19 protein-coding genes, 1 tRNA gene and 2 pseudogenes are annotated in these 24,147 nt (G+C 67.7%); 17 read left to right on the top strand and 5 right to left on the bottom strand.

Features of this window, described 5'->3' with window-relative positions:
* Nucleotides 1-4: 4 nt before the first annotated feature.
* Together MZTS_RS05540 and MZTS_RS05535 are read right to left on the bottom strand one after the other, a co-directional pair.
* On the bottom strand, nt 5-361 hold the full coding sequence (locus tag MZTS_RS05540) for an MmcQ/YjbR family DNA-binding protein (RefSeq protein WP_192282400.1): 357 nt from the start codon (nt 359-361) through the stop codon (nt 5-7).
* Entirely contained in the window at nt 358-609 is a 252-nt protein-coding gene (locus tag MZTS_RS05535) for a hypothetical protein (RefSeq protein ID WP_192282398.1), read from the bottom strand. The genes MZTS_RS05540 and MZTS_RS05535 overlap by 4 nt, the downstream gene beginning before the upstream one ends.
* Before the next feature lie 324 nt (nt 610-933).
* Between MZTS_RS05535 and MZTS_RS05530 the strand changes: the two genes are divergently transcribed.
* The 5 genes from MZTS_RS05530 (at nt 934) to MZTS_RS05510 (ending at nt 9,517) form a co-directional block, all read left to right on the top strand.
* Nucleotides 934-2,184 carry an NHLP bacteriocin system secretion protein gene (locus MZTS_RS05530; protein ID WP_192282396.1) on the top strand — a complete coding sequence of 417 codons (1,251 nt, stop codon included), beginning with the start codon at nt 934-936 and terminating at the stop codon, nt 2,182-2,184.
* A gap of 8 nt (nt 2,185-2,192) precedes the next feature.
* Nucleotides 2,193-4,388: an NHLP family bacteriocin export ABC transporter peptidase/permease/ATPase subunit gene (locus tag MZTS_RS05525; RefSeq protein ID WP_192282394.1), complete on the top strand. Its 2,196-nt coding sequence runs from the start codon at nt 2,193-2,195 to the stop codon at nt 4,386-4,388.
* Nucleotides 4,378-7,227: an NHLP bacteriocin export ABC transporter permease/ATPase subunit gene (locus MZTS_RS05520; protein ID WP_192282392.1), complete on the top strand. Its 2,850-nt coding sequence runs from the start codon at nt 4,378-4,380 to the stop codon at nt 7,225-7,227. The genes MZTS_RS05525 and MZTS_RS05520 overlap by 11 nt, the downstream gene beginning before the upstream one ends.
* A gap of 308 nt (nt 7,228-7,535) precedes the next feature.
* Nucleotides 7,536-7,784 carry a hypothetical protein gene (locus tag MZTS_RS05515; RefSeq protein ID WP_192282390.1) on the top strand — a complete coding sequence of 83 codons (249 nt, stop codon included), beginning with the start codon at nt 7,536-7,538 and terminating at the stop codon, nt 7,782-7,784.
* Nucleotides 7,785-8,062: 278 nt separating this feature from the next.
* On the top strand, nt 8,063-9,517 hold the full coding sequence (locus tag MZTS_RS05510; RefSeq protein ID WP_246482003.1) for a lipoprotein N-acyltransferase Lnb domain-containing protein: 1,455 nt from the start codon (nt 8,063-8,065) through the stop codon (nt 9,515-9,517).
* 81 nt (nt 9,518-9,598) lie between these two features.
* Here MZTS_RS05510 and MZTS_RS05505 read toward each other — a convergent pair whose 3' ends face one another.
* On the bottom strand, nt 9,599-10,810 hold the full coding sequence (locus tag MZTS_RS05505) for a serine hydrolase domain-containing protein (protein ID WP_009865089.1): 1,212 nt from the start codon (nt 10,808-10,810) through the stop codon (nt 9,599-9,601).
* 180 nt (nt 10,811-10,990) lie between these two features.
* Between MZTS_RS05505 and MZTS_RS05500 the strand changes: the two genes are divergently transcribed.
* From MZTS_RS05500 to MZTS_RS05485, 4 genes and pseudogenes are all read left to right on the top strand, one after another.
* Nucleotides 10,991-11,422, top strand: a complete 432-nt coding sequence (locus tag MZTS_RS05500) for a DMT family transporter (protein ID WP_246482002.1) — start codon at nt 10,991-10,993, stop codon at nt 11,420-11,422.
* A 149-nt stretch (nt 11,423-11,571) separates the two neighbouring features.
* Nucleotides 11,572-11,775, top strand: a pseudogene (locus tag MZTS_RS05495) (IS5/IS1182 family transposase); the annotation flags it as partial.
* Between the two features lie 340 nt (nt 11,776-12,115).
* Nucleotides 12,116-13,651 carry a DUF1800 domain-containing protein gene (locus MZTS_RS05490; protein ID WP_192282388.1) on the top strand — a complete coding sequence of 512 codons (1,536 nt, stop codon included), beginning with the start codon at nt 12,116-12,118 and terminating at the stop codon, nt 13,649-13,651.
* Between the two features lie 37 nt (nt 13,652-13,688).
* Nucleotides 13,689-14,876, top strand: a complete 1,188-nt coding sequence (locus MZTS_RS05485; protein ID WP_192282419.1) for a DUF1501 domain-containing protein — start codon at nt 13,689-13,691, stop codon at nt 14,874-14,876.
* 301 nt (nt 14,877-15,177) lie between these two features.
* Here the strand turns inward: MZTS_RS05485 and MZTS_RS05480 are convergent, their stop codons facing one another.
* Nucleotides 15,178-15,546, bottom strand: a complete 369-nt coding sequence (locus MZTS_RS05480) for a hypothetical protein (RefSeq protein ID WP_246482011.1) — start codon at nt 15,544-15,546, stop codon at nt 15,178-15,180.
* Between MZTS_RS05480 and MZTS_RS05475 the strand changes: the two genes are divergently transcribed.
* From MZTS_RS05475 to MZTS_RS05460, 4 genes and pseudogenes are all read left to right on the top strand, one after another.
* A complete protein-coding gene (locus tag MZTS_RS05475) occupies nt 15,526-16,476 on the top strand; it encodes a LysR family transcriptional regulator (protein WP_192282386.1) in 951 nt (316 codons plus the stop codon). The genes MZTS_RS05480 and MZTS_RS05475 overlap by 21 nt on opposite strands.
* Before the next feature lie 88 nt (nt 16,477-16,564).
* A pseudogene (locus MZTS_RS05470) lies at nt 16,565-16,750 on the top strand (NAD(P)-dependent alcohol dehydrogenase); the annotation flags it as partial.
* Between the two features lie 31 nt (nt 16,751-16,781).
* Nucleotides 16,782-17,579 carry a molybdate ABC transporter substrate-binding protein gene (gene modA / locus MZTS_RS05465; protein ID WP_192282384.1) on the top strand — a complete coding sequence of 266 codons (798 nt, stop codon included), beginning with the start codon at nt 16,782-16,784 and terminating at the stop codon, nt 17,577-17,579.
* 31 nt (nt 17,580-17,610) lie between these two features.
* Complete coding sequence (locus MZTS_RS05460) at nt 17,611-17,916, top strand: hypothetical protein (protein ID WP_192282382.1); 306 nt, start codon at nt 17,611-17,613, stop codon at nt 17,914-17,916.
* Between the two features lie 280 nt (nt 17,917-18,196).
* Here MZTS_RS05460 and MZTS_RS05455 read toward each other — a convergent pair.
* Nucleotides 18,197-18,286 (bottom strand) — tRNA-Ser (locus tag MZTS_RS05455).
* Between the two features lie 132 nt (nt 18,287-18,418).
* Here MZTS_RS05455 and MZTS_RS05450 point away from each other — a divergent pair.
* The 4 genes from MZTS_RS05450 to MZTS_RS05435 all read left to right on the top strand — a co-directional run bounded on the left by MZTS_RS05450 (nt 18,419) and on the right by MZTS_RS05435 (nt 24,142).
* Complete coding sequence (locus MZTS_RS05450) at nt 18,419-19,732, top strand: replication-associated recombination protein A (protein ID WP_192282380.1); 1,314 nt, start codon at nt 18,419-18,421, stop codon at nt 19,730-19,732.
* Nucleotides 19,733-19,778: 46 nt separating this feature from the next.
* Nucleotides 19,779-21,272, top strand: a complete 1,494-nt coding sequence (locus tag MZTS_RS05445; protein WP_192282378.1) for a carboxypeptidase M32 — start codon at nt 19,779-19,781, stop codon at nt 21,270-21,272.
* A 98-nt stretch (nt 21,273-21,370) separates the two neighbouring features.
* Nucleotides 21,371-22,618: an Hsp70 family protein gene (locus tag MZTS_RS05440; RefSeq protein WP_192282376.1), complete on the top strand. Its 1,248-nt coding sequence runs from the start codon at nt 21,371-21,373 to the stop codon at nt 22,616-22,618.
* Nucleotides 22,619-22,771: 153 nt separating this feature from the next.
* Nucleotides 22,772-24,142, top strand: coding sequence for an RluA family pseudouridine synthase (locus MZTS_RS05435; protein WP_009866814.1), 1,371 nt, complete (start codon nt 22,772-22,774; stop codon nt 24,140-24,142).
* Nucleotides 24,143-24,147: the final 5 nt, after the last annotated feature.

Below are 24,147 nucleotides of genomic sequence, written 5' to 3'. Positions count from 1 at the left end.
GCCGCTACGGATCGAGCGCGAGATCGTCGTAGCGAGTGACGAGGCCCGGCGGCGCGGTGCAACGCCAGGCCAAAAGCAGCCCGCAGCGGAGGGTTTCCTCCTCGCACGCATCGAGGTTGAGGCTCGTCCAGCCGCGGGCCCCCCAGGCGCCCGGTGCCGCCTCGAACGCCATCGGCTCGGCCTCGATCCGTTCCGCCTGCCGCTCCGGTGTCAGCCGGAGGACGACGCGCGCCTCGTCGGTCCACAAGGTGGCGAGGACTCGTCCGCCGACCCGAAAGTCGGGATGGCCCTGATGCGCGCCCTCGCCCACCTCCGGCAGCATCAGGGCGAGGGTGCGCACATCCTCGGGCAGACAGCTCAAGGCAGCGACCCGGCCCGACTCGACGGCGGTTGCCAGGTGGCACCGGGATGCTCGCGCACGTCGCCATTCCTCGTGCCGGTATCGGAATCGCTGATCCACTCGCCGGGCTCGGCGATGTCGACAACCTCCTCCTCGGGATAAGCCGCCTCGACGAACAGACGCGCCTCTCCCTCGGCAGCGGCCCGCACCGTGATCAGCGGGCGCTCGCCTCCCGCGCCGCGCACCCGCGCGATGAACAATTTCGTCACGGCCCGCTCCTTCTCTGCAGCTGAAACGTCAACTGAAACGATCAACGCGCTCCGCGCTGGAGGGATCACCGGTACCGCCCAGGATTCGGCATGGTCGGCTGTGCCGATATTCCGTCGGTGCAACAATCGAACGGATCTGATCGCCCAATCTCTCCGCGACAGGTCGAGCCGTGTCGCGGCAAGCTTGGGATATGAAAAAGAGAGGTAGTGACTATCTTTATATTCAGGTTGCCTCGAAAATAGCGATGAGAGTGGGATAATTATTCATTAGCAAATTCATTACATACAGTGCTTTGATCTCGCTGCATCTCGCCCGGGCTTCCGATGTCAAAATCCCTGTATCGACAGGAGGCGCTTGCCGGGCTCGCACCGCCCGATCGGCTCGACGAGATGGTGCGGGTCACCTCTCCTCTCGGATGGGCCGCCTTGAGCGCGGCTCTGGTCATCGTCGGCGGCTGCCTCGGCTGGTCGATCTTCGGCAGCTATCGGACCACCGTCAGCGGTCAGGGGCTGCTGGTCCCGGCCGACGGCGCCTTCGTCAGCGTCCATGCGCCCAAGGCGGGCTGGATCGAGAGCTATCGTCAGCGCGGCGACACCGTGAAGAAGGGCGATCTGCTGGCCCGGCTCAGTGCGCCGGAGGACGCCGCCCGGCTCGCCGATGTGGACGGGCGGGTGACCCAGCTCTCGCTTCAGCGCACGGCGCTCGCCGCCCGGCTCGAGGATCACATCGCCAAGGAGACGACTGCGGCGGAGCGCAAGCGCGAGGCGTTGCAGGAGACCATCGAGCTCGGAGAGGCGCGGGTGCGCGAGCTGACCGCGCTGCTGGGGCAGCGCGAGCAGCTGCTCACCAAGGGGCTGACCCAGTCGGACCGGGTGATCGAGGCCCGTGAGCGGCTGTTCGCGGCCCGTGAATCGATCTCCCGGGCTCGCACCGATCTGCTCTCCCTCGATGCCGCGCTCCTGTCCCTCCGCCACCGCTCCGACCAGGAACTCGCGGCCTTCGATCGCCAACTCCGCGACGCCGAGGGGCAGCGCAGCCAAGCGCATCTGAGTGAAACCCTTGCGACCACCATCGTCGCGCGCGCCGACGGCATCGTCACGACCAACGAGGCCGGCGATCAGGCCCTGGTGGCGGCCGGGCAGAAGCTGATGGTGATCGAGCAGGGCGGGCCGCGGCTCGATGCCCTGCTCTACGTCCCGGCCGACAGCGGCAAGGAGGTCAAGCTCGGCATGGAGGTGCGGCTCTCGCCCTCCGTCGCCAAGAAGGAAGAGTACGGAACGCTCATCGGCACCGTGATCCAGGTCGACGAGAGCCCCGAGAACGAGAGCGCCATCGCCCACCGCCTCGGTAACCCGGATCTCGCCCGCCTCTTCACCCGCAACGGCCCGCCGCTCCAGCTCGTGGTGCGGCTCAAGCCCGGCGAGAGCGGACCCAACAGCTATGCCTGGACGTCCCGGCGCGGCGCGGAGGTCGCCCTCGCCTCGACGACCCTGGTGGTGGGACAGGTCACGGTGAAATCCGGCCGCCCGATCAGCCTGTTCATTCCGGCCCTGCGCCGCTTCGCCGGGGTGTGAGTACGGGGATGAGCCGCAAGACCAAGCTGCGCTTCCCGCGCACGGCCCGTGTCCGGGTGCCGACGATCCTTCAGATGGAGGCGGTCGAGTGCGGCGCGGCCTGCCTCGCGATGGTGCTCGCCCATTACGGCCGGTGGGTGCCGCTCGAGGAGTTGCGCGTCGCCTGCGGCGTCTCCCGGGATGGCAGCAAGGCCAAGAACATCGTCAGGGCGGCGCGCCGCTACGGCCTGGACGCCGAGGGTTGGCGCACCGATCCGAACAAGCTCGCCGAGAAGCCGCTGCCGGCGATCCTGTTCTGGGAGTTCAACCACTTCGTGGTGCTGGAAGGGATAAGCCGCAGCGGCGTTCATCTGAACGATCCGGTTTCCGGCCCCCGCACGGTCACGCACGAGGAATTCGACCGCGCCTTCACGGGTGTGATGCTGACCATGGTTCCGGGCCCCGCCTTCGAGCGGTCCGGCACCCGCCCGAATGTCTGGCGCTCGGTGCGCGACGGGCTGGCCAATTCCGGTGGCGCCGTGTCCTTCCTCGTGCTTGCCGGGGTGGCGGCTTTGGCCCCCGGCGTGTTCGTGCCGGCGGCGACCAAGATCTTCGTCGACGACATCCTGCTCGATCACCTGACCGACTGGATCAGGCCGCTGCTCCTCGGCCTCGTCTTCGCGGCCCTGCTGAGCGCGACGCTCGGCTGGCTGCAGGGTTACTTCCTGGCACGGCTCAAGTGGAAGCTCGGGGTGTCGCTCGGGCTTCGCCTGATGTGGCACCTGTTGCGGCTCTCGCCGAGCTTCTTCGCCCAGCGCTATGCAGGCGACGTGGCAAGCCGGCTGGCCACAACGGAGCGGGCTTGCGACCTGATCGGCAGCCAGGTCTCGGCGATGCTGGTGACCGGGCTCGCGACCCTCTTCTACGGCGCCCTGATGGCCCTCTACGATCCGGTTCTGGCCGCGATCGGATTGGGACTGGCCGTGATCAACGTCGCGTTCGTCCGCCTCGTCGCACGGCGCCAGGAGAACGCGGCGCGCGGGGTGATGCGCGAGCAGGCGGCGCTCGGCAGCCTGTCGATCAACGGCATCCAATCGATCGAAACCTTCAAGGCGACCGCTACCGAGGACGACTTCCTCAACCGTTGGGCCCATGCTCAGGCCCGCACCATGAACGCGCTGTATCGGATGCAGGTGCCGCTCCAGCTGCTCGGCCTGATCCCCTCCGTGCTCGGTGCCCTGACCATGGCGGCGATCCTCGGCGTCGGCGGCCTGCGCGTCATGGACGGGCTCATGACCGTCGGCACGCTCGCGGCGTTCCAAGCGGTGCTGGGGAGCTTTCTCGGGCAGGTGAGCGGCCTCGTGGGAGTCGCCTCGGGCATGCGCGAATTGCGGGTCGCGATGGAGCGCGTCGACGACGTGCTGCGCCATCCCATCGACCGCCACGCCCTCTCCGGTCCCGGCCTCGCGGCGGCCAACGATGACGCGGCCGTGCCGCTCCGGCGCCTGTCGGGTGCGATGGCGATCGAGAACGTCGTCTTCGGCTACAATCCCCTCGACGCGGCGCTGGTCGAGGATTTCTCGCTCACCGTCGTGCCGGGCGCCCGCATCGCCCTGGTCGGCCCATCGGGCAGCGGCAAATCCACCATCGCCCGCCTCCTCGTCGGCCTCGCCGAACCCTGGGCGGGCAGCATCCGCTTCGACGGCCTGCCCACGGCGTCGATCCCGGAGGGCGTGCGCTGCGCCTCGATCGCCTATGTCGATCAGGGCATCGTGCTGATGGAGGGAAGCGTGCGCGACAACCTCACCCTGTGGGACCCCCGGGTGAGCGATGGGGCAATGGTCGCGGCGGCCCGCGATGCCGGACTTCACGAAACCATCGCGGCGCGCCCCGGCGGCTACGATGCGCCGGTCAGCGAGGGCGGTGCCAACTGGTCGGGCGGGCAGGCGCAGCGCCTGGAAATCGCCCGGGCCCTGGCGCTCGAACCCAGCATCCTCGTTCTCGATGAGGCGACGAGTGCCCTCGACGCCGTGACCGAGGCGCAGATCCTCGACAATCTGCGCCGTCGCGATTGCACCATCGTCCTCGTGACCCACCGCCTCAGCGCGATCCGCGACTGCGACGAGATTCTGGTGCTCGACCGCGGCCGGATCGTCGAACGCGGAACGCATGACAGCCTCTATGGTCAATCCGGCACCTATGCGGAGCTGATCCGTGCTGCATGAGTCTCCCGTGCGGATCGCCGGCACCGCCATGGATGCTGGCGCTCCGCTGATCCTGGCGGGTCAGGGCCTGCGCGTGGTGGCCGGTGCGGCCGATCTCTATGTCGAGCGTCCCGGTCTGGCCGGCCGCCGCCGACACTTCGTCACCCTGGCGGCGGGCGAGATCGCGCTTCCCCTCCTCGGCAGCGACGGGACGATCCGCCTCCTGGCCTTCCCGGCCCCGGAGGCACAGCTCTCGACCGTCGCGACGGACGCCCTGATGAAGCGGCTCGATACCGCTGCGCCGGATGCGATCGCCGAGGTCGAGGTCTGGGTCGAGCGGAGCATCCGGGCCGTCGCCGAGGCGATGCCGGGGCGGCCGGCCGTTCTCGACGAGGGTGATGTCTCCCTCGATCCGGGCGTCACGGTACGGCCCGACCGAGGGCTGCTCTGGGTGACGGTGAGCGAGGGAAGCCTGCACACCGACATTCCGGGCTCTGCTTCCTGCCGGCCGGGTGACCCGCCCCTCGCGGTTACCGCCTCGAGTGCCGGCCTTTCGACGGAAGAGGGTGCGCGCATCCTCACCCGGTCGAGCGCGGCGCTGGCGGCCGAGGGAAGCCTTTCGTCGGCAATCCTCGCTCATCAGGCCCGGCTCGCTCAGGGTTTGGCGGCTTCCGACGCCGCGATCGACGCGAACGAGGCCGCGCTGATCGGGGGCAAGGCGGCGCGCGACCACGCTCTGCTCGCCGCCACCGTGGCCCCGGTGGTGACGGCCGACGACGACGGCGGAGCGGGCGAAGGCTCCCTTGCCGCCGCCTTCCGCGCCGTCGCCGAGGCATGCGCCGCCACCCTGCCCGACGCGCCGCCGCCGGATCCCAGGCACGAGACACAGTCCATCGAGCGACAGCTTGCCGGCCTCGCCGCCTGGGCCGGGCTGCGGCCGCGCCGTATCCGCCTCAAGCCGGGATGGTGGCGCTGGGGCGGTCAGCCGCTGCTCGGCTTTCGCGGCAGCGACGGGTCCCCGGTCGCCTTGATCGCCGGGACCGGCTGGCGGGGCGGCTACCGCATCCGCGAGGGAGGACGTCTGCGCAGGGTCGGCTCTCGTGAGGCTGCGGAGCTGGCCGAGCACGGCTACGTTCTGCAACGCCGCCTGCCCGATACCCCCATCGATGGTCGCGGTCTCCTCCGCTTCGCCTTCCCACTCGCCCTGCCGGCTCTTCTCGCCGTGCTGGGGATCGGGCTCGTCGGCAGCTTGCTCGGCCTCGCGATGCCGATTGCCACCGAGATCCTGTTCGAGACGGTGATTCCGGCAGCCTCGCGTCCGGAACTGGTTCAGCTCGTCGCCGGCATCGCAGCGCTCGGGCTCGGCGGGATCGTGTTCGAGCTCGTCCGCGGCTTCCTGCTCCTGCGACTCACCACTCTGCTCGACACCGATCTGGAAGGCGCGCTGTGGGACCGGCTGCTCCGCCTGCCCGTCGGTTTCTTCCGCGGCTATTCCACCGGCGATCTCGCTCTCCGCGCAGCGGCGATCAACCAGATGCGCGACGCGGTCGGCGGCACGGTGATCGGCACCCTGCTCTCCGCCGTGTTCTCGGTCTCCAGCCTCGCCCTGATCCTGTACTACGAATGGCGCCTCGCCCTGGTGGCGGTCGCCCTCGTCCTCTGCGAGCTTGCGGTCATCACGGCGGTGAACCTGCGTCTGCTCGACTGGAAACGGCGCATTCTGGCGACGGAGGGGCGTCTTCAGGCGCTCTCCCTCCAGCTCATCCAGGGCATCGCCAAGCTCAAGGTGGCCGGCGCGGAGGCGCGCGGCTTCGCCCGTTGGGCGCCGCTGTTCATCGAGCGGCGGGCACTCGAATTGCGTCAGAGCAGTCTCTCGGCCAAGTTTTCGGCTTTCTCGGCCGCCTTCGGCATCGCTGCCACCGCCCTGATGATCGGCATCGTCGGCCTTGGCGGTATCGAGATCGGAGTCGGCCGTTTCGTCGCGTTCAACGCGGCCTATGGACAGTTCATGGCCGCGACCCTCGCGCTCGGCGGTGCCCTTCCCGCCCTGCTCTCCCTGCGCCCGCTCTACGAGCGGGCCGCCCCCTTGCTCGAAGCCACCCCCGAAAACCTCGAATCGCGCGGAGCGGTCCGTGCCCTGCGCGGCGGCATCGAACTGGCCGACATCGTCTTCCGCTACCAAGCCGAGGGTCCGGCGGTCCTCGATGGCGTGTCGATCCATGCACGGCCCGGGGAGTTCGTCGGCATCGTCGGCACCTCCGGCTCGGGCAAATCGACCCTGATGCGCGTCCTGCTCGGCTTCGAGCGCCCGGAGCGCGGCTCAGTGCTGTTCGACGACCAGAACCTGACCAGCCTCGATCTGCGATCGGTGCGCCGGCAGATGGGGGTGGTGCTTCAATCGAGCCGCACGACCGGCGGAACGCTGATGGAGAACATCCTCAACGGTGCGCCCCTGACCGAAGCCGATGCATGGGAGGCCGCGCGGGTCGCCGGCCTCGACGGCGACATCCGGGCGATGCCGATGGGCCTGCATACCTATGTCGGTGAGGATGGCGGCCTTCTCTCGGGCGGCCAGCGTCAGCGCCTCCTGATCGCCCGCGCGGTCGTGCGGCACCCCCGCATCCTGCTGTTCGACGAGGCGACGAGCGCCCTCGACAACCGCACGCAACAGGTCGTTTCCGAAGAGCTGGGGCGGCTCGATGCCACCCGCATCGTCATCGCCCACCGTCTCTCGACCGTGCAGAACGCCGACCGGATCTACGTGCTCGATGCCGGGCGGATCGCGGAACAGGGCAGCTATCGCGAATTGCTGGCGCGTGACGGCGTGTTCGCGGCGTTGGCACGCCGTCAGATCGCCTGATCCGGTGACCTCGACCGGAGCCGGTCGATTGCTGCATCCGTAGGAGGTGAAACCCTGCCCGATGATCGGTGGGGATCGTGTGCCTCCTCAGGACAGGCCGGTCAGTGAAGCAGGTTCGACCCCGCCAAACGAAGACGAGCCGTTTCACAGTCCGCAGAAAACTCAGTCAACAGGTTTCTACTAAATTAAGCATCGGACGCGCAATCCGAGGGCAGTGCTCGTGTACGCGATCACTGAAAGATCTAAGTAATACCTGCGGCCTAGAAATACCCCGCGACGCATCGGAAGCGTCGGAACAGGAGCATGCCATGAGTGCAGTGGACATGAAACTCGACGATGCCGTTCTCGACACCGTCCAGGGCGGCGCCGGCGATGGTGGACATTGGGATCACAGCGGCAAGGTTTCGATGTACGTGACGCCGGTCGCTGGCAACGCCATCATGCCGGCCGGTGAAAACAGAAGCTCCGTGCGTAAGAACGAGCAGGGCGTGTATGTGAAATGGGATCGTGCGCTCGGGCACGAGGTTCCTGCTCCGAAACTGCGTTCCCTGACGTAAGGTCCTGGCCGAGACGGACGGCGCTGCCGAGCGAGAGCTCAGGAGAGAGCATCGTTTGCGCATCGCGGGAATAGGCTGGATCGACGCCGTAGAGCCTTCCTCGGTGTCGTCCGCCTTTCCATGGTTGAAGCGATCTCTCCGATAGGTCCGATGTCTGACGGTCGGCGCCCCGCTGGTTTGCCCCGACCATTCCATGAGGCCATCATTTCCGGAGTAGACTCCGCGGTTCAGGGATCACGCCCGAGAAACGGAATTTCTTTAGTAAAGTCATTGCACACATGATGGAGCGTGCGGCCAAGTCCGCAGCCCTTCACAGATGCTCGCAGATGTCCGAACTTCCTTCGCACCCGCTCCAACGGCCGTTGCCTGACTCCGCGGCCGCAGGAGGCGACCGGACGATCCCGGGCGAGTCGCGCACGATTCCCCTCTGGTTGCTTCTCGTGGGACGGGCCGCGGTTCACCGGCACTGGCATCTCCTTCTCGTCGCGGGCCTCGTCTGCGCCGTCCTGGGGGGCGTGGTGGTGGTGGATGCGCTCGATGGGGCTCTGCACGTCCCGGATCGCTGGTTCGGGATCCTGCTCCTGGCCGACGGTGCGGGTTCGCTCGCGGCGGGCATCGCTGCCGTGGGAGCCGCACGCCGGCTACGCCTCCTCAAGGGGGCCGTACTGCTGGTGATGGCGGTTCTGATCGTCATGGCCACGCGGCACAGCGTCTTCCTGCTCGCCATGATCTTCGGTACCGCCTTCCTGATCGACGGCACGATCCGGATGGTCATCGCGTATCTGCTGAGATTTCCCGGATGGCGCGCCTCCGCCGCGCTCGGTGCGTTCGGCATCATGTTCGGCCTGTTCCATCTCCAGCCCTGGCCGACTTGGTATGCGGGCACCGTCGGATATTGCATCGGGATGTTCCTCATCCTGAACGGTGCCAGACTCGCCCTGGCCGGTCTGCGCACACGGCGCCTATCGGTCGGGGTGTCTCCGGCCGCCGCATCGACGCTCGACAGCCTCACCGTCTACGCCTGGACTCCGACGGGACACGCCTCGACACCGGCCAGGCAGAGGCTCGTCCGCCGCTACGTCGCGGCCGTCGATGCCCGCGGCGTCCTGTCGACGGGGCATGCGGCTCTCGAACAGGGATCGGATCTCTACATCAGCCACTATCCGGCGGTGGAAATCGATCGGTCGATGACCAATCTGCGATCGCAACTGCGTGCCGGCTCGCAGAACGACGTGCCCGGCCGCTTCTTGACCTCCTACAGGGCTGAGGCCGACGATTGGTGCGAGGCGACCGTCGCGGTGACGCTCTCCGGTATCGACGCGACCCGGCTGCGAGCCTTCTGGCAATCCTATCGCCAGGATACGACCTACAATTTCATCGGTCGGAACTGCTCCACCGCTGTCGCTCGCGCATTGGATGCGGCGGTGGAAGGCGTGTTCGCACGCTCCGGCCATCCCTGGCGGCGCCTCGCCGTTGCCGTGACAACGCCCGAGTTCTGGGCGGCGGCGGTGCTGCGGAACGGTGCCGCCAGCATGACGTGGACGCCCGGGCTCGTCCTCGATTACAGCCGCGCTTTGAGCGTGCTCGTCGATCCCGTCGCGTCGCATTCGACCATGGCGTGGGCCAGCGTCGGGCGGCGCTTCATCCGCCACCCGCGCATCGGATCGTTGATCGGATGGTTCAGGATGGCCAAGCGCCGGCCGGTGCAGGGCGCGGGGTCGACCGAGGCGTGACGAACGGGCTCACGCTCGCGCCGACATGGCTCGCCTTCTGGGCTTGCCGGATCCGCGTTCTCGAGCACGGGCCCGATGCGGTCAGTGCGATTTGGCCGCGAGATCGGCAGCGATGGCCTGCATCACCGCGAGGGTATCGGTCTCGTCCTGCTCGGCGCCGTGATCGCTGAGCTTCACGATGACGGTGCCGGTGTTGCGGTTGACGTAGACATATTGTCCGTAGACACCGATCGCCGAAATGTCGTCCTCGTCCCCGTCCGGGGCGTGCCACCACTGGGCCGAGTAGCGCCAGCCATCGACCGATCGGCGGGCAGGCGTCGAGATCCGCTCGATCCAGCGCATCGGAACGATGCGGGCTTCGCCCGCGCGCCCCTGATCGGCCACGAGGAGGCCGAGGCGCGCGAAGTCCCGGGCTGTCGCGTTGATGCAGCAGAACGCTTTCTCGACACCGCCCGGCCGGTCGAGATTCCAGGTCGCATCGGCCTGAGCCCCAATCGGCTTCCAGATCCGCTCCGACAGCAGATCCGCCAGGGGCTTCCCCTCGACCCGGGCCAGGATCAGGCCGAGCACCTCGGTATCGATGCTGCGGTAGCGGCCCTCGCTGCCGGGTTTGAAGGCGAGATGCGCGTTGTCCCGGACGAAGGCGGTGATGTCCCGCGTCAGGTACATTCCGGCCGTGCCGGTCAGAGGATGGCTGGGATCGTAATTCTCCGGCACCGCGATCCCGCTCGTCATGTCGAGCAGATTGCGCACGGTGATCTGACTGAAGACCCCGGGATGACGCAGCTCGGGCAACAGCATCGACACCTTGTCGGTCTCGGACAGCTTGCCCCGCGCGACCGCCGATCCGACCAGAAGCGAGACGATGGATTTCGCGACCGACCAGGATGGGAAGAGCGTCGCCTCATCCCGGCCGGAACGATACCATTCGTGGATCAGCACACCGTCCTGCGCCACGAGAAAGGCATTGGTGTGCGTGGCATCCAGCACCGTCCCGAGCGGGATCGTCTTCCCCTTCCAGACAACGCGGTCGAGGATCGGTCGGGACCTGAACGGAAGTTCGCGGGCCTTCGTCGGCGCCTGCACCACCCGGCTCGGAAACCAGGACCCCACGGCGGAGGGTTTGACGATGGCGAGGGCAGCGAGGGTGATCGGGTTGGGGATGTCGAGGAGCGCCACCGAGATCCAGGCGCCACCCGCCGCCAGCGCCCCACCGATGGCCGTCGAGGCCGCCCAGCGGCGACTGCGCTTGCGGGACGACGAAGGATCGGGAACGGCGGAGGAGGTCGACATGCACGAGGGATGTCACATCAGATCTTGAAGAATTGCTTGACGTCGGTCGCTGATGGCGAGGTTCGAAGCTCCGAGCGACCGTGGGACAAGTTTACAGCCTAAAGTTCATAGAGTTCAAAGCACAAACAGATCCGAGTGCTGTTGAAAATTTGGAAGCGGTTCCGCTCCGCAAGCCGTCGCTTGAAGGAGACGTTCACGGATTTCCCGGAAGATCGGCCGGAACATAGCGCACCGGTGGATGCCGGGATCGCGATGCCGCTCCCACGCCAGGATCCTTTTGTTGTCATGAACTCCTTCCTTATCCTCGGCTTCGCGATCTGTGCGGAGGTGACCGCGACCCTCGCCCTCAAGGCGGCGGACGGCTTCACCCGACCGGGGCCGACCGTGATCGTGGCGCTCGGCTACGGCACCGCGCTCTGGTTGATGTCGACCAGCATGGACATGCTGCCGATCGGCGTCGTCTATGCGATCTGGTCCGGGGTCGGCATGGTGGGTGCGGCACTCGGCGGTGCCCTGCTTTATGGCGAGCCCCTCAACGCGACTTTGTTGACCGGCATCGGTGTGATCGCCGTGGGCGTGACGATCCTGGCCATCGGACAGGGTCAGCATTGAAGGAGCAGGCGCGTCCGTAACGGGCGCGGCAGCTCGCTTCCCGGCCTCGCGAGGCGACGCCGAACGAACCAGGGCTCCGCCCGATCCGAAGAGGTCACGCGGATCGGGATCACCTTTTTCAGAGCACACGACGCGGCGATGGCTGGGTGGGTCGACCGCGTCGCCGCAAGGACAAGCGACACGCCGACAACGTCTACGGTGCGAGAGCCCGAGGACAGGTGTGTCGCGCCCGTGTCATCGTCCCGCGCATTGCCCGCAAGGGCGCCGAGAGCAGCGGGACGCTCGGCCGTCACCGCTGGGTGCTGGATGGTGGAGCGCACCATGCTTGGTTCACCCCGTTCGCCGCCCGCCCACCTGTCATGAGCGACTTCTCCGATTTACCCTCAGGGTAGACCAGGCAGTGCCGTTTAGCGCTCTTAGAGCCTGTTCGAGCCATTTTTCCCAGTATTGATGACGGCCATCGTGCCGAGGATCTGCGCCATCGACTCCTAATCTTCCGCAAAACTTCTTCCGGCGGAGGAATGTCTTGGGATCGACTGTTCCGAGGGGCTTCGAGACTCGCTGCGCGAGCGCCTCAACATGAGGATGGTCGGATTGGCCCAGCAAGGGAGTGCGAACAGGCCCTTACACACCGGCACGCCATAGATCGGCCGTGATCGCTCCCGACCTCTCTGCAGCTGCGGAGGTGGTGCGATGCTCCTTGTATGGCAGAGTCGTGCAAGCATCGGGGTGCGGGCGGCGCTGGTTGCGCTTCATCTCGCGACCGGGGCCGTCGCCCCGGCCTCCGCCGCGTCTCCGGCCGAGGACGCGGCCTTTCTCGATGCCCTGACCTGGGGCATCACAGGTTCCAGCTTCACGGAGCTGCGTGAGAAGGGACGCGATCGCTGGCTCAGGGAGCAGCTCCATCCGCCTCTCGAACCTCGGCTGCCACCGGACGCTGCGAGGCAAATCGCTGCTCTGCGACCGCAGGAACCCCTCGTCGAACGCGTGCGGGCTCTCGAACTCCAGGCGAAGGCCGCAAGTGCCGAGCCGGATCCGGAAGCGAAGAAGATCGCCCAGCAGGCGTATCAGAGCAGCCTCAACGCCGCCGCGCGGGATGCCGCCGCCGCGACGCTGCTGCGCTTCCTCTACAGTTCCGACCAAGTGCGTGAGCGCCTGACATGGTTCTGGTTCAACCGCTTCAACGTCCACCAGGGCAAAGCGAACCTGCGCGGATGGATCGACGACTACATCGACACTGCGATCCGTCCGCATGCCCTGGGGCATTTTCGCGATCTGCTTGCGGCGACTTTGCGCCATCCGGCGATGCTGCGCTACCTCGATAATGCGGAGAACTCGGTCGGCCATCTCAACGAGAATTATGCGCGCGAGATCATGGAGCTGCACACCATGGGTGTCGGCTCGGGCTATACGCAAGGCGATGTCGAGGCCCTCGCACGCATCCTGACCGGTGTCGGCGTGGAGACCCGCGCGGAAGACCCGAAGCTGAAGCCCGAGCGAAAGGCCGACCTGATCCGCGACGGGCTGTTCATCTTCAACCCGAATCGGCACGATTACGGCGACAAGCTCTTCCTCGGCCATGTCATCCGCGGCCGCGGCTTCGGTGAGGTCGAGGAGGCGCTCGACATCCTCGGCCACCATCCGGCTACGGCGCGGAACGTATCGGCCGCGCTCGCCACCTACTTCACCGGAACCGAGCCCTCGGAAGCCCAGCGACAACGGCTCGCCGCAGTCTTTACGCGCAGCGACGGCGATATCGCGGCAGTGATGGAGGCTCTGATCCGCTCCCCCGACCTCACGGCCGGTCTCAGCACGCAGATCAAGGATCCGATCCGCTATCTGCTCTCGGCCCTGCGCCTCGCCTATGACGGACGCGTGATCCTCAATACGGGTCCGATCCAGAACTGGCTCAATCGCCTCGGCGAAGGGTTGTTCAACCGCTCGACGCCGGACGGTTATCCGCTCCTGCCCGCTTCCTGGACCGGGCCGGGCCAGATGACCACGCGCTTCGAGATCGCCCGGCAGATCGGCGCGGGACCGGCCGGTTTGTTCCGACCACCGGGAGCGGATGCCGTCGAAGAGCCCGCTTTCCCGCTTCTGCTGAACGCCCTCTACTTTTCGACGCTCGTCACCACGCTGAGCGAGCCGACCCGCGCCGTCCTCGCACGCGCAGTCTCGCCCCAGGATTGGAACACGCTGTTCCTGTCGTCTCCCGAGTTCATGCGCTGAGGAGGGGCCCATGGATTACCCGGCTCTCGCCGATCCCTTGGACCGTCGCAGGCTTTTGCGTACCGGCCTCGGGCTCGGCCTTTCCACGGTCGCCGGTCGCGTCTGGGCCGCACCGCAGGCCGATGCCCGCCTTCTCGTCATCTTTTTGCGGGGAGCCTACGATGCCGCCAATGTCGTGATTCCGGTCGGAAGCGACTTCTATTATCAGGCCCGCCCTCACCTTGCCGTGGCTCGCCCCAACCCGCAGGACCCGGCCGCTGCGCTGCCGCTCGATGGGGATTGGGGGCTGCATCCGGCCCTGCGTGAGACCATTCTGCCGCTCTTCGCCAAGGGGCAGGCGGCCTTCGTGCCTTTCGCAGGCAGCGACGATCTTACCCGCAGCCATTTCGAGACCCAGGATACGATTGAGCTCGGCCAGGGTACCGGCGCGGGCCGCGACTACAATTCCGGCTTCATGGGCCGGCTCGCCGCCGAACTGACCCGGGCGCGGCCGGTGAGCTTCACCGAGCAGATGCCGCTGGTGTTTCGCGGGGCGGAGGCCGTCCCGAACGTGGCGATCAACGCTGTCGGCAAGCCCGGCATCGATGCGCGGCAGGCGTCACTGATCACGGCGATGTACCGGGACAGCGCCCTGCGCCCCGCCGTCGAAGAGGGGTTTCGCGTGCGCGACGAGGTCTACCACGCGATTTCCGATCATCAGGCCCAGGCCGACCGGGGCGCGGTCTCCCCGAAGGGCTTCGAGCTGTCGGCCCGGCGCATCGGCCGGCTCATGCGCGATGGGTTCAATCTCGGCTTCGTCGATGTCGGCGGCTGGGACACGCATGTGAATCAGGGGGCGGCGAGCGGCTATCTCGCCGACCGCCTGAGCGAACTCGGCCGGGGTCTTGCCGGCTTCGTCCAGGAAATCGGGACTGGGTGGAACGACACCGTCGTGGTCGTGCTCTCCGAGTTCGGCCGCACCTTCCGGGAGAATGGCAGCCGGGGAACCGATCATGGCCATGGCAGCGTCTATTGGGTGCTCGGCGGCGCCGTGAAGGGCGGCCATATCGCGGGGCCACAAGTCCGGATCGACGAGGCCCGCCTGTTTCAGAACCGCGACTATCCGGTGCTCACCGATCACCGGGCGCTGCTCGCAGATCTGTTCGGCCGGCTTTACGGTCTCGGCCCGGCGAGCCTCCGGCGCATCTTCGCTCAGGTCGAGCCGAGCCGGCTCGGCCTCCTGTAGGGTGATGCGACGGGTGAGACGGCATCCGCTTGATCAGAGCGGGTTCCGTCTCGGCCAGCCCGCGCGGCGTGTGAGCGAGGCCGCCATCGCCGCCCCGAAGGGATCGAGCGGATTTGGTATGATTCTCCGAAGCACGGCGTGCGGGCGCCTTCATCGGCGTGTCCGCAGGCTGTGCCGCCGGCTTCGCGCGCGCCTTTAGCCTATCCGACGAAAATCTCCCGGCATCGTAGGATGCCGGGAGCGTTGTCGTCGAAGTGAGTCGGTCGCCCTACAGGCCTCATCGCGGACCGCTGGGGCCCGCTCAGAAGGCGGCCTGCCTTACCGGCTCCTGGACGGGCGTCTTGATCCACTGGACGGCACCGGGGACGGCGAAACCGCCCTGGCGGTGGACGGACAGGTCATCGGTCGCGAGACCACGGGTTTCCAGGGCGAGCGCGCCGACCGTCTTGGTGCCGTGGATGGCGACCATCTCGTCGGCGGTCGCGGAGATCGTGCCGAGAGACATGAACGCCAGGGCGGCGACGGTGGCGAGCGAAACGATTTTCTTGGACATCGGAATCAGCCTCTTTCGTTGCGGCGGGATTTCCGTCGCTTCGTGAGGCTGAATGTGTTGAGACAGGTGCCATGAATCAAATGGATCAATTTCATAATGCGCATCGATCACGTGCATCTTTCGCGGCTGGATCTCAATTTGCTCGTGGCCCTCGACGCTCTGCTGACGGAGCGCAGCGTCACCCGAGCGGCGGGGCGGATCGGCATCAGCCAATCGGCGATGAGCCACGCCCTGGCGCGACTGCGTGCGACCTTCTCGGATGAGTTGCTGACCCGGAGCGCGGACGGCATGCGGCCGACGCCGCGGGCGCTCACCCTCTCGGCACCGGTTCAGGCCGCACTCTCCCAGATTCAGCAGATCACCGCTTCGCCGGCCGCCTTCGACCCGGCCACGGCCGATCTCACCTTCACCCTCGGCATTCCCGATTCGACCGAGGTGCTGCTGATGCCGACCCTGATCGCGCATCTGCAGGCGGTCGCGCCGGGGGTGAAGCTGCTGCTGCACACGATCGACCGCAACCGCATCCTCGACGACCTCGATACCGGACGCGTCGATCTCGGCATCGGCGTGTTCGAACAGGGCCAGACGCACCACAAGCGCCGCATCCTCAACAAGGAAAGCTATCTCTGCATCTTCAATTCCGAGCTCTTGGGAGTGTCGGCCCCCATCTCGCTCGACGACTATCTCCGCTTTCCCCACCTGCTGACGAGCCTCGTGGAGAGTGCCCACGGCGTGGTGGACGACGCCCTCGCCAAGATCGACCGCACCCGGGTCATCGCGCTGACCTCACCGCGTTTTGCGGTGATGCCCTTCGTCGTGCGTCAGGCGCCGGTGATCGCCACCATGCATGCGCGGCTGGCGCGCTTCTTTGCCGAGAGCATGGACCTGACCGTGAGCCCGGCCCCCATCGCCTTGCCGGATGTCGCCATCTCGATGATCTGGCACTCCTCCAACGACGATGTGCCCAGCCAACGCTGGCTCAGGGACACCATCGTGAAGCTGCGTAAATCCGATCAGCGGCCACGGATCGGGACGGTGGAGACATGAGGTGTTCGGCCTCGTGCAACCGGCGCTCCGGCTCCCGATGTCGCGCGAAACCATTCCCATTTGATCCGGGTCGATACGGTGGCGGCCCGGTTCGCCGATCGGCGGCATCGCCGAGATCCAGGACATGCTTGATTTCTGCGGCAAGCACGGCATCACCCCCGATATCGAGATGATCCCGAGCGATCAGATCGAGAGCACCTATAGCCGCATGCTGAAGAGCGACGTGAAGTATCGCTTCGTCATCGAGATCGCGGGCTTGCCCAAAGCCGCTTGATCCATCGTGATTCCGTTTCGGAGGAGTGCCCATGATCACCTTCACCCGCGCCGGTTTCCTGGCCGGCCTCGTCGCCATCGCCCTCGCGGGACCGGTTCCTGCACCGGCGGCGGAGGCGCCGACGGTCTTCGCCGCCGCGAGCCTGAAGAACGCCCTCGACGAGATCGCCGGACGCTATGCCCAGGAGGGCAAGCCGGCGCCGAAGGTGTCGTATGCGGCCTCGAACACGCTCGCCAAGCAGATTGAGCAGGGCGCACCCGCCGACCTGTTCTTCTCGGCCGATCTCGATTGGATGGACTATCTCGCCAAGAAGGATCTCATCCAGCCGGATAGCCGGGTCAGCCTTCTGGCCAACAGCATCGTGCTGATCGCGTCCAAGGAGGCGAAGGTCGAGGTGAAGATGGGGCCGGGCCTCGATCTCACGGCGGCGCTCGGCTCCGGCAAGCTCGCCATGGGCAATGTCGATGCGGTGCCGGCCGGCAAGTACGGCAAGGCGGCGCTGGAGAAGCTTGGCGGCTGGGCGGGAGTGAAGGACAGGATCGCGCAGGCCGAGAGCGTGCGCGCCGCCCTGCTCCTCGTTTCGCGGGGCGAGGCGCCGCTCGGCATCGTCTACGCCACCGATGCGGCGGCGGACGCGAATGTGAAGGTCGTCGCCACCTTCCCGGCCGATAGCCACCCGGCGATCGTCTACCCGGTCGCGATCACCAAGGATTCACGCAACCCGGACGCCTCCGCTCTTCTGAGTTATCTGCGCGGTCCTACCGCCAAGGCCGCCTTCGAGAGGCAGGGCTTCACCGTTCTGAACCGCTCGACCACTGCCGCGCAGTAAAGAGATCCGCGCATCGTCCCGCAAACCGAATTTGGGACGATGCGCAATCAGGTCAGGCAGTGCCGCGCGCCTCGGGATCGTCATCGCGACGGAGCTGCCGTTCGCGGACGAGATCGACCGGCGGCTCGCCGAGCGGGAAGACGAGCGGGAAGACGAGTTAAGGGCGATTGTCTCGGCGGCCACGTCTCGTACGAGACGTCAGGCACCCGCGTCGCCGCAACCTTCTATCGCCGAAGTGTTCCGGGCGAACGGCATTATACCTCGTTCGTTCCGCATCATTGATGGGATCGATGTGGATGACCTCGCCGGCACGCTCGCAGAGCTGGATCGCGCCTGAAAAGGCTTAGAAGATGGCAAGGGCCCCGGCTTTCCTGCCGGGGACTTTCTTCCGTTAGCGATGGCAATGCTCTAGCGATTTGAGCAATTGGGCCATCAGTCAGCCACCTGCTGGCCCCACCAAAACGATAAGGCACCTGTGCGGCAGCGGCTAGGCTTCGATTTTCATTGATCTCGCATCAGCGTCGCCTTCTTGGGCGCTGAGATCGCCATACCACTTCTACCACAATGCTGCACAAACTAGCAGCTAAGTGGTTGTGATCAAACGAAAAAAAATCAAGTGGCGGAGAGGGGGGGATTCGAACCCCCGATGGGCTTGCACCCATGCCGCATTTCGAGTGCGGTGCATTCAACCGCTCTGCCACCTCTCCGCAGAGGTGTCTCATCGACGAGATGCGCCCTAGCATGGGGAATGCGCTGCCACAAGCCGGCTTCGCGTCGGTTGTGCGAGTTTGAGGGATGGGCTCTTGCGGACGGGCGGGGCTGCGGTGTTGATGCCACGCATGTCCGACCTGTTCGCCTCCGCCGGTCTTGAGACGGGCGCGCCCCGCCCGCTCGCGGATCGCTTGCGCCCTCGCCGCCTCTCCGAGGTCGTCGGTCAGGAGCACCTGACGGGTCCGGACGGTGCGCTCACGCGCCTGCTCGCTTCGCGCTCCCTCGGCTCGCTGGTGTTCTGGGGGCCGCCCGGCACCGGGAAGACCACCGTGGCTCGGTTGCTTGCCCACGAGACCGCGCTGCATTTCGAGCAGATCTCCGCCATCTTCTCCGGCATCGCCGATCTGCGAAAGGTGTTCGAAGCGGCGCGCAAGCGGCGATCGACGGGCCAGGGCACACTGCTCTTCGTCGACGAGATCCACCGCTTCAACCGGGCGCAGCTCGATGCCTTTCTGCCGGTGATGGAGGACGGGACTGTCACCCTCGTCGGGGCGACGACGGAAAACCCCTCCTTCGAACTCAACGCCGCCCTGCTCTCACGGGCTCGGGTGCTGCTGTTCCGCGCCCTCGATGCGAGCGCGCTCGCCCGGTTGCTGACCCGCGCCGAGGAGCTGGAGGAGCACCCTCTCCCCCTCGACGAAGAGGCGCGTGCCGCGTTGGTCCGCATGGCCGATGGGGATGGGCGGGCGGCTCTCACACTCGCGGAAGAAGTCTGGCGCTCGGCCCGGCCGGGGGAGATCCTCGACGCGGAGAAGCTTCAGACCCTCGTCCAGCGCCGGGCACCGATCTACGACAAGGCCCAGGAAGGACACTACAACCTCATCTCGGCGCTGCATAAGACCGTGCGCGGGTCCGACCCTGACGCTGCGCTCTACTATCTCTGCCGCATGCTCGATGCGGGCGAGGACCGGCTGTTCATCGCCCGGCGCCTCGTGCGGATGGCGGTGGAGGATATCGGGCTGGCCGACCCCCAGGCTCTCGTCGTCGCCAACGCCGCGAAGGAGGCTTTCGACTTCCTCGGTTCGCCCGAGGGGGAGTTGGCCCTGGCTCAGGTCACGGTCTATCTAGCCTGCGCCCCGAAATCGAATGCGGTCTACACCGCCTACAAGGCGGCGACGCGGGTCGCCAAGGCCGCCGGGTCGCTCGCCCCGCCGCGCACCATCCTCAACGCCCCCACGGGGTTGATGAAGCGGATCGGCTACGGCGAGGGGTACCGCTACGACCATGACGAGCCCGACGCCTTCTCCGGCCAGGATTACTGGCCCGAAGCACTCGGGCGTCAGCACTTCTACGAGCCGACCGACCGGGGCATGGAGACGCGCTACGCCGAGCGGCTCGCCTATTGGGAGCGGCTGCGGCGCGAGAGGCAGGGCGAAGAATAGTCTCCGCGCTCCGCTCCGACGACACTGGGAAGGACCCTCACCGACCATGCAAGCCTACACCACGCTCGCCGCCACCTTCGCTCGCCTCGGCGCCCTGGAGGACGCAAGCGGCATCCTCGGCTGGGATACCCAGACCCAGATGCCGGACGGCGCGTCGGAGGCTCGCGGTGAGCAGCTGGCCGTGCTGAAGGTTCTCGCCCACGAGATCCTGACCGATCCCCGCACCGGCGAACGCCTCGCGGCCGCCGAGGCCGAGGGTGAGCTCGGTGAGTGGGAGCGGGCGAACCTGCAGGAGATGCGCCGGGCTTACGCGCATGCGGCCGCCGTGCCGGGCGACCTCGTGGCGGCGGCGTCGAAGGCGGCCACGCGGTGCGAGATGGTCTGGCGGGACGCCCGGCGCGATTCCGACTTCGCGCGGCTGCGTCCGCATCTGGAGGAGGTGCTGCGGCTGCAGCGTCTGGTCGGGGAAGCCAAGGGCACCGCTCTGGGGCTCGACTCCTACGATGCGCTTCTCGACGGTTACGATCCCGGCATGCGCCGGGCGCGCATCGACCCGTTGTTCGCGGAGCTGCGCGCCGTGTTGCCGGATCTCGTCGTCGCGGTGCGGGAACGGCAGGCGGCGGAGGCCCCTCCCCTGCCCCTGCCGGGTCCGTTCCCGGTCGGCATCCAGCGGGAGATCGGCCTGCGGCTGATGCGGGCGGTCGGGTTCGATTTCGAGCGCGGGCGTCTCGATGTCAGCCTGCACCCGTTCTGCGGCGGAGCCACCGACGATGTGCGCATCACCACCCGCTACGACGAGGCGAGTGCCACCGGCGCGCTGATGGGCGTGCTGCACGAGACCGGTCATGCGCTCTACGAGCAGGGTCGTCCGGCCGCCTGGCGCCATCAGCCGGTGGGGCAGGCCCGGGGCATGAGCCTGCACGAGAGCCAATCGCTTCTGGTCGAGATGCAGGCCTGCCGCTCCAGAGAGTTCTGCACCTTCCTCGCGCCGGTCCTGCGTGAGGCGTTCGGCGGCGAGGGGCCGGCCTGGGAGGCGCGGAACCTCCACCGCCTCTACACCCGGGTCGAGCCGGGCTTCATCCGGGTCGATGCCGACGAGGTGACCTACCCCGCCCATATCCTGCTGCGCTACCGCCTCGAGACGGCGATGATCGCGGGTGATCTCGCGGTGGCCGATCTGCCGGGCGCCTTCAACGAGGGGATGAAGGAGCTGCTGGGGCTCACCGTGCCCGACGACCGGCGCGGTTGCCTTCAGGACATCCACTGGCCCGGCGGCAGCTTCGGTTACTTCCCGACCTATACGCTGGGGGCGATCGCCGCCGCGCAGCTCTTCGCGGCCGCCACGTCCCGGCATCCGGGCATCCGCCCGGCTTTGGCCGAGGGCGACTTCTCGCAGCTGCGCGGATGGCTGCGGGAGAACGTCCACGCCCGGGGCAGCCTGTTGGAGACGGACGACCTGCTCACCGCCGCGACCGGCCGGCCGCTCGACACGGCCGATTTCCTCAATCACCTGCGGCGGCGCTATCTCGGCGAGGCCTGACGCGGCGGGGGGCATGCGGCGTTTGGGGATTGCCTTGGCCGTCCGGGCGCCTTAACGGGGCCGCCCTCCCCCCGGCAGAACCAAGCGACACCCTCCCCATGGCGGCCTGCGGCCTCGATTTCGGCACGTCCAACACTACCCTCGGGATCGGCACCGTCGGCCGCCCGCATCTGGTCCCGCTCGAGGGCACCCACCGCACCCTGCCGAGCGCGATCTTCTTCGCGCCCGGACGGGAGGCCCAGATCGGCCGCGCCGCCATCGAGGCCTATGTCGAGGGGACGCCCGGCCGGCTGATGCGGGCGCTGAAATCCGTGCTCGGCTCGCCGCTGATCGAGGAGACCACGCCGGTCGGCCGCGAGCGCATCCGCTTCCGCGATGTGATCGCCCGCTACCTGACGATGGTGAAGGCACGCGGCGAGGCCGAGGCCGGCACGGACCTCGATACGGTGGTGCATGGCCGCCCGGTGCATTTCGTCGACAACGATCCGGCTGGCGACCGCAAGGCGGAGGACACCCTCCGCCAGATCGCCGAAAGCATCGGTTTCCGCCACGTGCGCTTCCAGTATGAGCCCATCGCCGCGGCCCTCGACTACGAGCGGACGGTCACCAGCGAGGAAATCGCGCTGATCGCCGATATCGGCGGCGGCACCTCGGACTTCTCGATCGTGCGGCTCTCGCCCGAGCGGCATAGCCGCGACGAGCGGGCCGAGGACATCCTCGCCAATGACGGCGTGCGCATCGGCGGCACCGATTTCGACCGCACTCTCAGCCTTGGCGCGGTGATGCCGCTGCTCGGCCTCGGCAGCCCGATGAAGCGGGCGGATCTCGCGGTGCCGAACGCCTATTTCCACGACCTCGCCACGTGGTCGAGCATCAACCGCCTCTACAATCCGAAGACCCTGCGGGAGATCGACGAGGTGGTGCGCGACGCGGCCCGGCCCGAGCTGGTCTCGCGGCTGCGCACGGTGGTGGAGGCGGAACGCGGGCATTCGCTGGCGATGGCCGTCGAGGGCGCCAAGATCGCTGCCTCCGACGAAGGCACCGGTACGGTGGATCTCGATTGGGTCGAGCCGGGCCTCTCGGCCGGCCTGGACCGGACTCGGCTCGCCGGGCATACCAACGATCTGGCGCGGCGCATGTCCCAGCGGATCGGGCGGTGTCTCGATCAGGCCGGCCTCTCGCCCGAACGCATCGACGCCCTGTTCCTCACCGGCGGCTCCACCGGCCTGCCCCATGTCCGTGCGGCCCTCACCGCCTGCGTCCCGTCGGCCCGGGTCGTCGATGGCGACACCTTCGGCTCCGTCGGGCTCGGGCTCACCCTCGAAGCGGCCCGGCTCGCGGGCTGACGCGGAAGGCGGGCATCGCGGAGCTTGGGGACGCGACGGCGACCCAGCCGGCCCCGGCAGCTCGCGCCATCGGGCGGTGAACCCGACAGGAGATTTCGCGAGCAATCGATCGCGGCGCTTTGCGCCGTCATCTCAGGATGATAGCAGCGGGGCATGAAGGGACGTCCTCCACATCGCGGATCCGGTGCCAGACGCGGGCCCGGCGGGCCGAAGCCCGGCGGCTTTTCGAAGCGGCCCGGCACCGGCCCGCGCAGCTCCGCCCTCGATGCCGCGCAGCGCGCCGCCCGCAATCGCGGCGAGGAGGCCGGCGAGCGCTCGCCCTGGGCCGATGTCGAGGCTCAGGACAACGCGCCGCGTCCGAAGCGTGCGTCGAAGCCCGCCGCGCCGAAGCCGGCGGCCGCAGCACCGCGCGCACGCACCAAACCGCCTGCGGAGACGGCAGCGCGGGCCAAAGCGCCGCCGGCCGAGGCTGCCCCGTCCGGGCCGACGCGCCGGGAGCAGCGCGAGGCCGCCTCCGCCACCCTGGCGAGCGGCGTGCAGACGCTGACCGTGTCCCCGGACGAGGCCGGGATGCGGATCGACCGTTTCTTAGGCGCGCGTTTTCCCCAGCTGCCCTTCACCCGCGTGCAGAGTATCGTTCGCAAGGGCGAGCTGCGGGTCGATGGCAAGCGGGCCAAGCCGAGCGACCGCCTGGAGCCGGGTTCGAGCGTGCGGGTGCCGCCGCTCAAGCTCGACCAGCCCACCGACCGCCCGCGCAGCCCGAACAAGGTCGCCGGGGATGCCGAATTCCTCCGTTCGCTGATCCTCTACGAGGATGCGGACATGATGATTCTCAACAAGCCGTTCGGCCTCGCCGTGCAGGGCGGATCCGGCACCGTGCGCCACGTCGATGGCTTGCTGGAGGCTCTGACCGGCCCGGACGGGCAGCGCCCGCGCCTCGTCCACCGCCTGGACAAAGACACTGCCGGCTGCCTCATCATCGCCAAGACCCGGCTCGCCGCCGCGACCCTGGCCAAGAGCTTCCGGTCGCGCGCCGCGCGCAAGATCTACTGGGCGCTGGTGGCGGGGGTGCCGCGCACCCGCCAGGGCCGGGTCTCGACCTATCTCGTCAAGGACGAGCCGACGGATGCCGATGCGCGGATGCGGGTCGCCAAGCACGGCGACGACGGGGCGAGCCACGCCCTGACCTATTACGCCACCGTCGATCAGGCGGCGCAGAAGCTCGCTTGGCTCTCACTGAAGCCGGTGACGGGCCGCACGCACCAGCTCCGGGCCCATGCCGCGCACATCGGCCATCCGATCGTGGGCGATCCGAAATATTTCGACGTGGAGAACTGGGAGCTGCCCGGCGGGATCCAGAACCGGCTGCACCTCTTGGCCCGCCGCATCGTGATCCCGCATCCCCGCACCGGCCAACCTGTCGATGTCAGCGCACCGCTGCCGCCGCACATGGCGCAGAGCTGGAACCTGCTCGGTTTCGACGCCGCGCGCTACGATCCGATCGTCGAGGCACCCGAAGCGTGATCCGG

Origin of the sequence: Methylorubrum zatmanii (assembly GCF_014845115.1) — a bacterium.
GTDB lineage: Bacteria > Pseudomonadota > Alphaproteobacteria > Rhizobiales > Beijerinckiaceae > Methylobacterium > Methylobacterium zatmanii.
Note: the sequence above shows the minus strand (reverse complement) of the source record. Positions and strands in the feature narration are given on the sequence as shown.

Excerpts from the sequence above, each read along its gene's own strand:
- MZTS_RS05445 (WP_192282378.1), top strand. The coding sequence starts at position 19,779 with ATGCAAGCCTACACCACGCTCGCCGCCACCTTCGCTCGCCTCGGCGCC.
- MZTS_RS05510 (WP_246482003.1), top strand. The coding sequence starts at position 8,063 with ATGATGGAGCGTGCGGCCAAGTCCGCAGCCCTTCACAGATGCTCGCAG.
- MZTS_RS05515 (WP_192282390.1), top strand. The coding sequence starts at position 7,536 with ATGAGTGCAGTGGACATGAAACTCGACGATGCCGTTCTCGACACCGTC.
- modA (WP_192282384.1), top strand. The coding sequence starts at position 16,782 with ATGATCACCTTCACCCGCGCCGGTTTCCTGGCCGGCCTCGTCGCCATC.
- MZTS_RS05530 (WP_192282396.1), top strand. The coding sequence starts at position 934 with ATGTCAAAATCCCTGTATCGACAGGAGGCGCTTGCCGGGCTCGCACCG.
- MZTS_RS05435 (WP_009866814.1), top strand. The coding sequence starts at position 22,772 with ATGAAGGGACGTCCTCCACATCGCGGATCCGGTGCCAGACGCGGGCCC.
- MZTS_RS05475 (WP_192282386.1), top strand. The coding sequence starts at position 15,526 with ATGCGCATCGATCACGTGCATCTTTCGCGGCTGGATCTCAATTTGCTC.
- MZTS_RS05450 (WP_192282380.1), top strand. The coding sequence starts at position 18,419 with ATGTCCGACCTGTTCGCCTCCGCCGGTCTTGAGACGGGCGCGCCCCGC.
- MZTS_RS05490 (WP_192282388.1), top strand. The coding sequence starts at position 12,116 with ATGCTCCTTGTATGGCAGAGTCGTGCAAGCATCGGGGTGCGGGCGGCG.
- MZTS_RS05440 (WP_192282376.1), top strand. The coding sequence starts at position 21,371 with ATGGCGGCCTGCGGCCTCGATTTCGGCACGTCCAACACTACCCTCGGG.
- MZTS_RS05525 (WP_192282394.1), top strand. The coding sequence starts at position 2,193 with ATGAGCCGCAAGACCAAGCTGCGCTTCCCGCGCACGGCCCGTGTCCGG.
- MZTS_RS05480 (WP_246482011.1), bottom strand. The coding sequence starts at position 15,546 with ATGCACGTGATCGATGCGCATTATGAAATTGATCCATTTGATTCATGG.
- MZTS_RS05505 (WP_009865089.1), bottom strand. The coding sequence starts at position 10,810 with ATGTCGACCTCCTCCGCCGTTCCCGATCCTTCGTCGTCCCGCAAGCGC.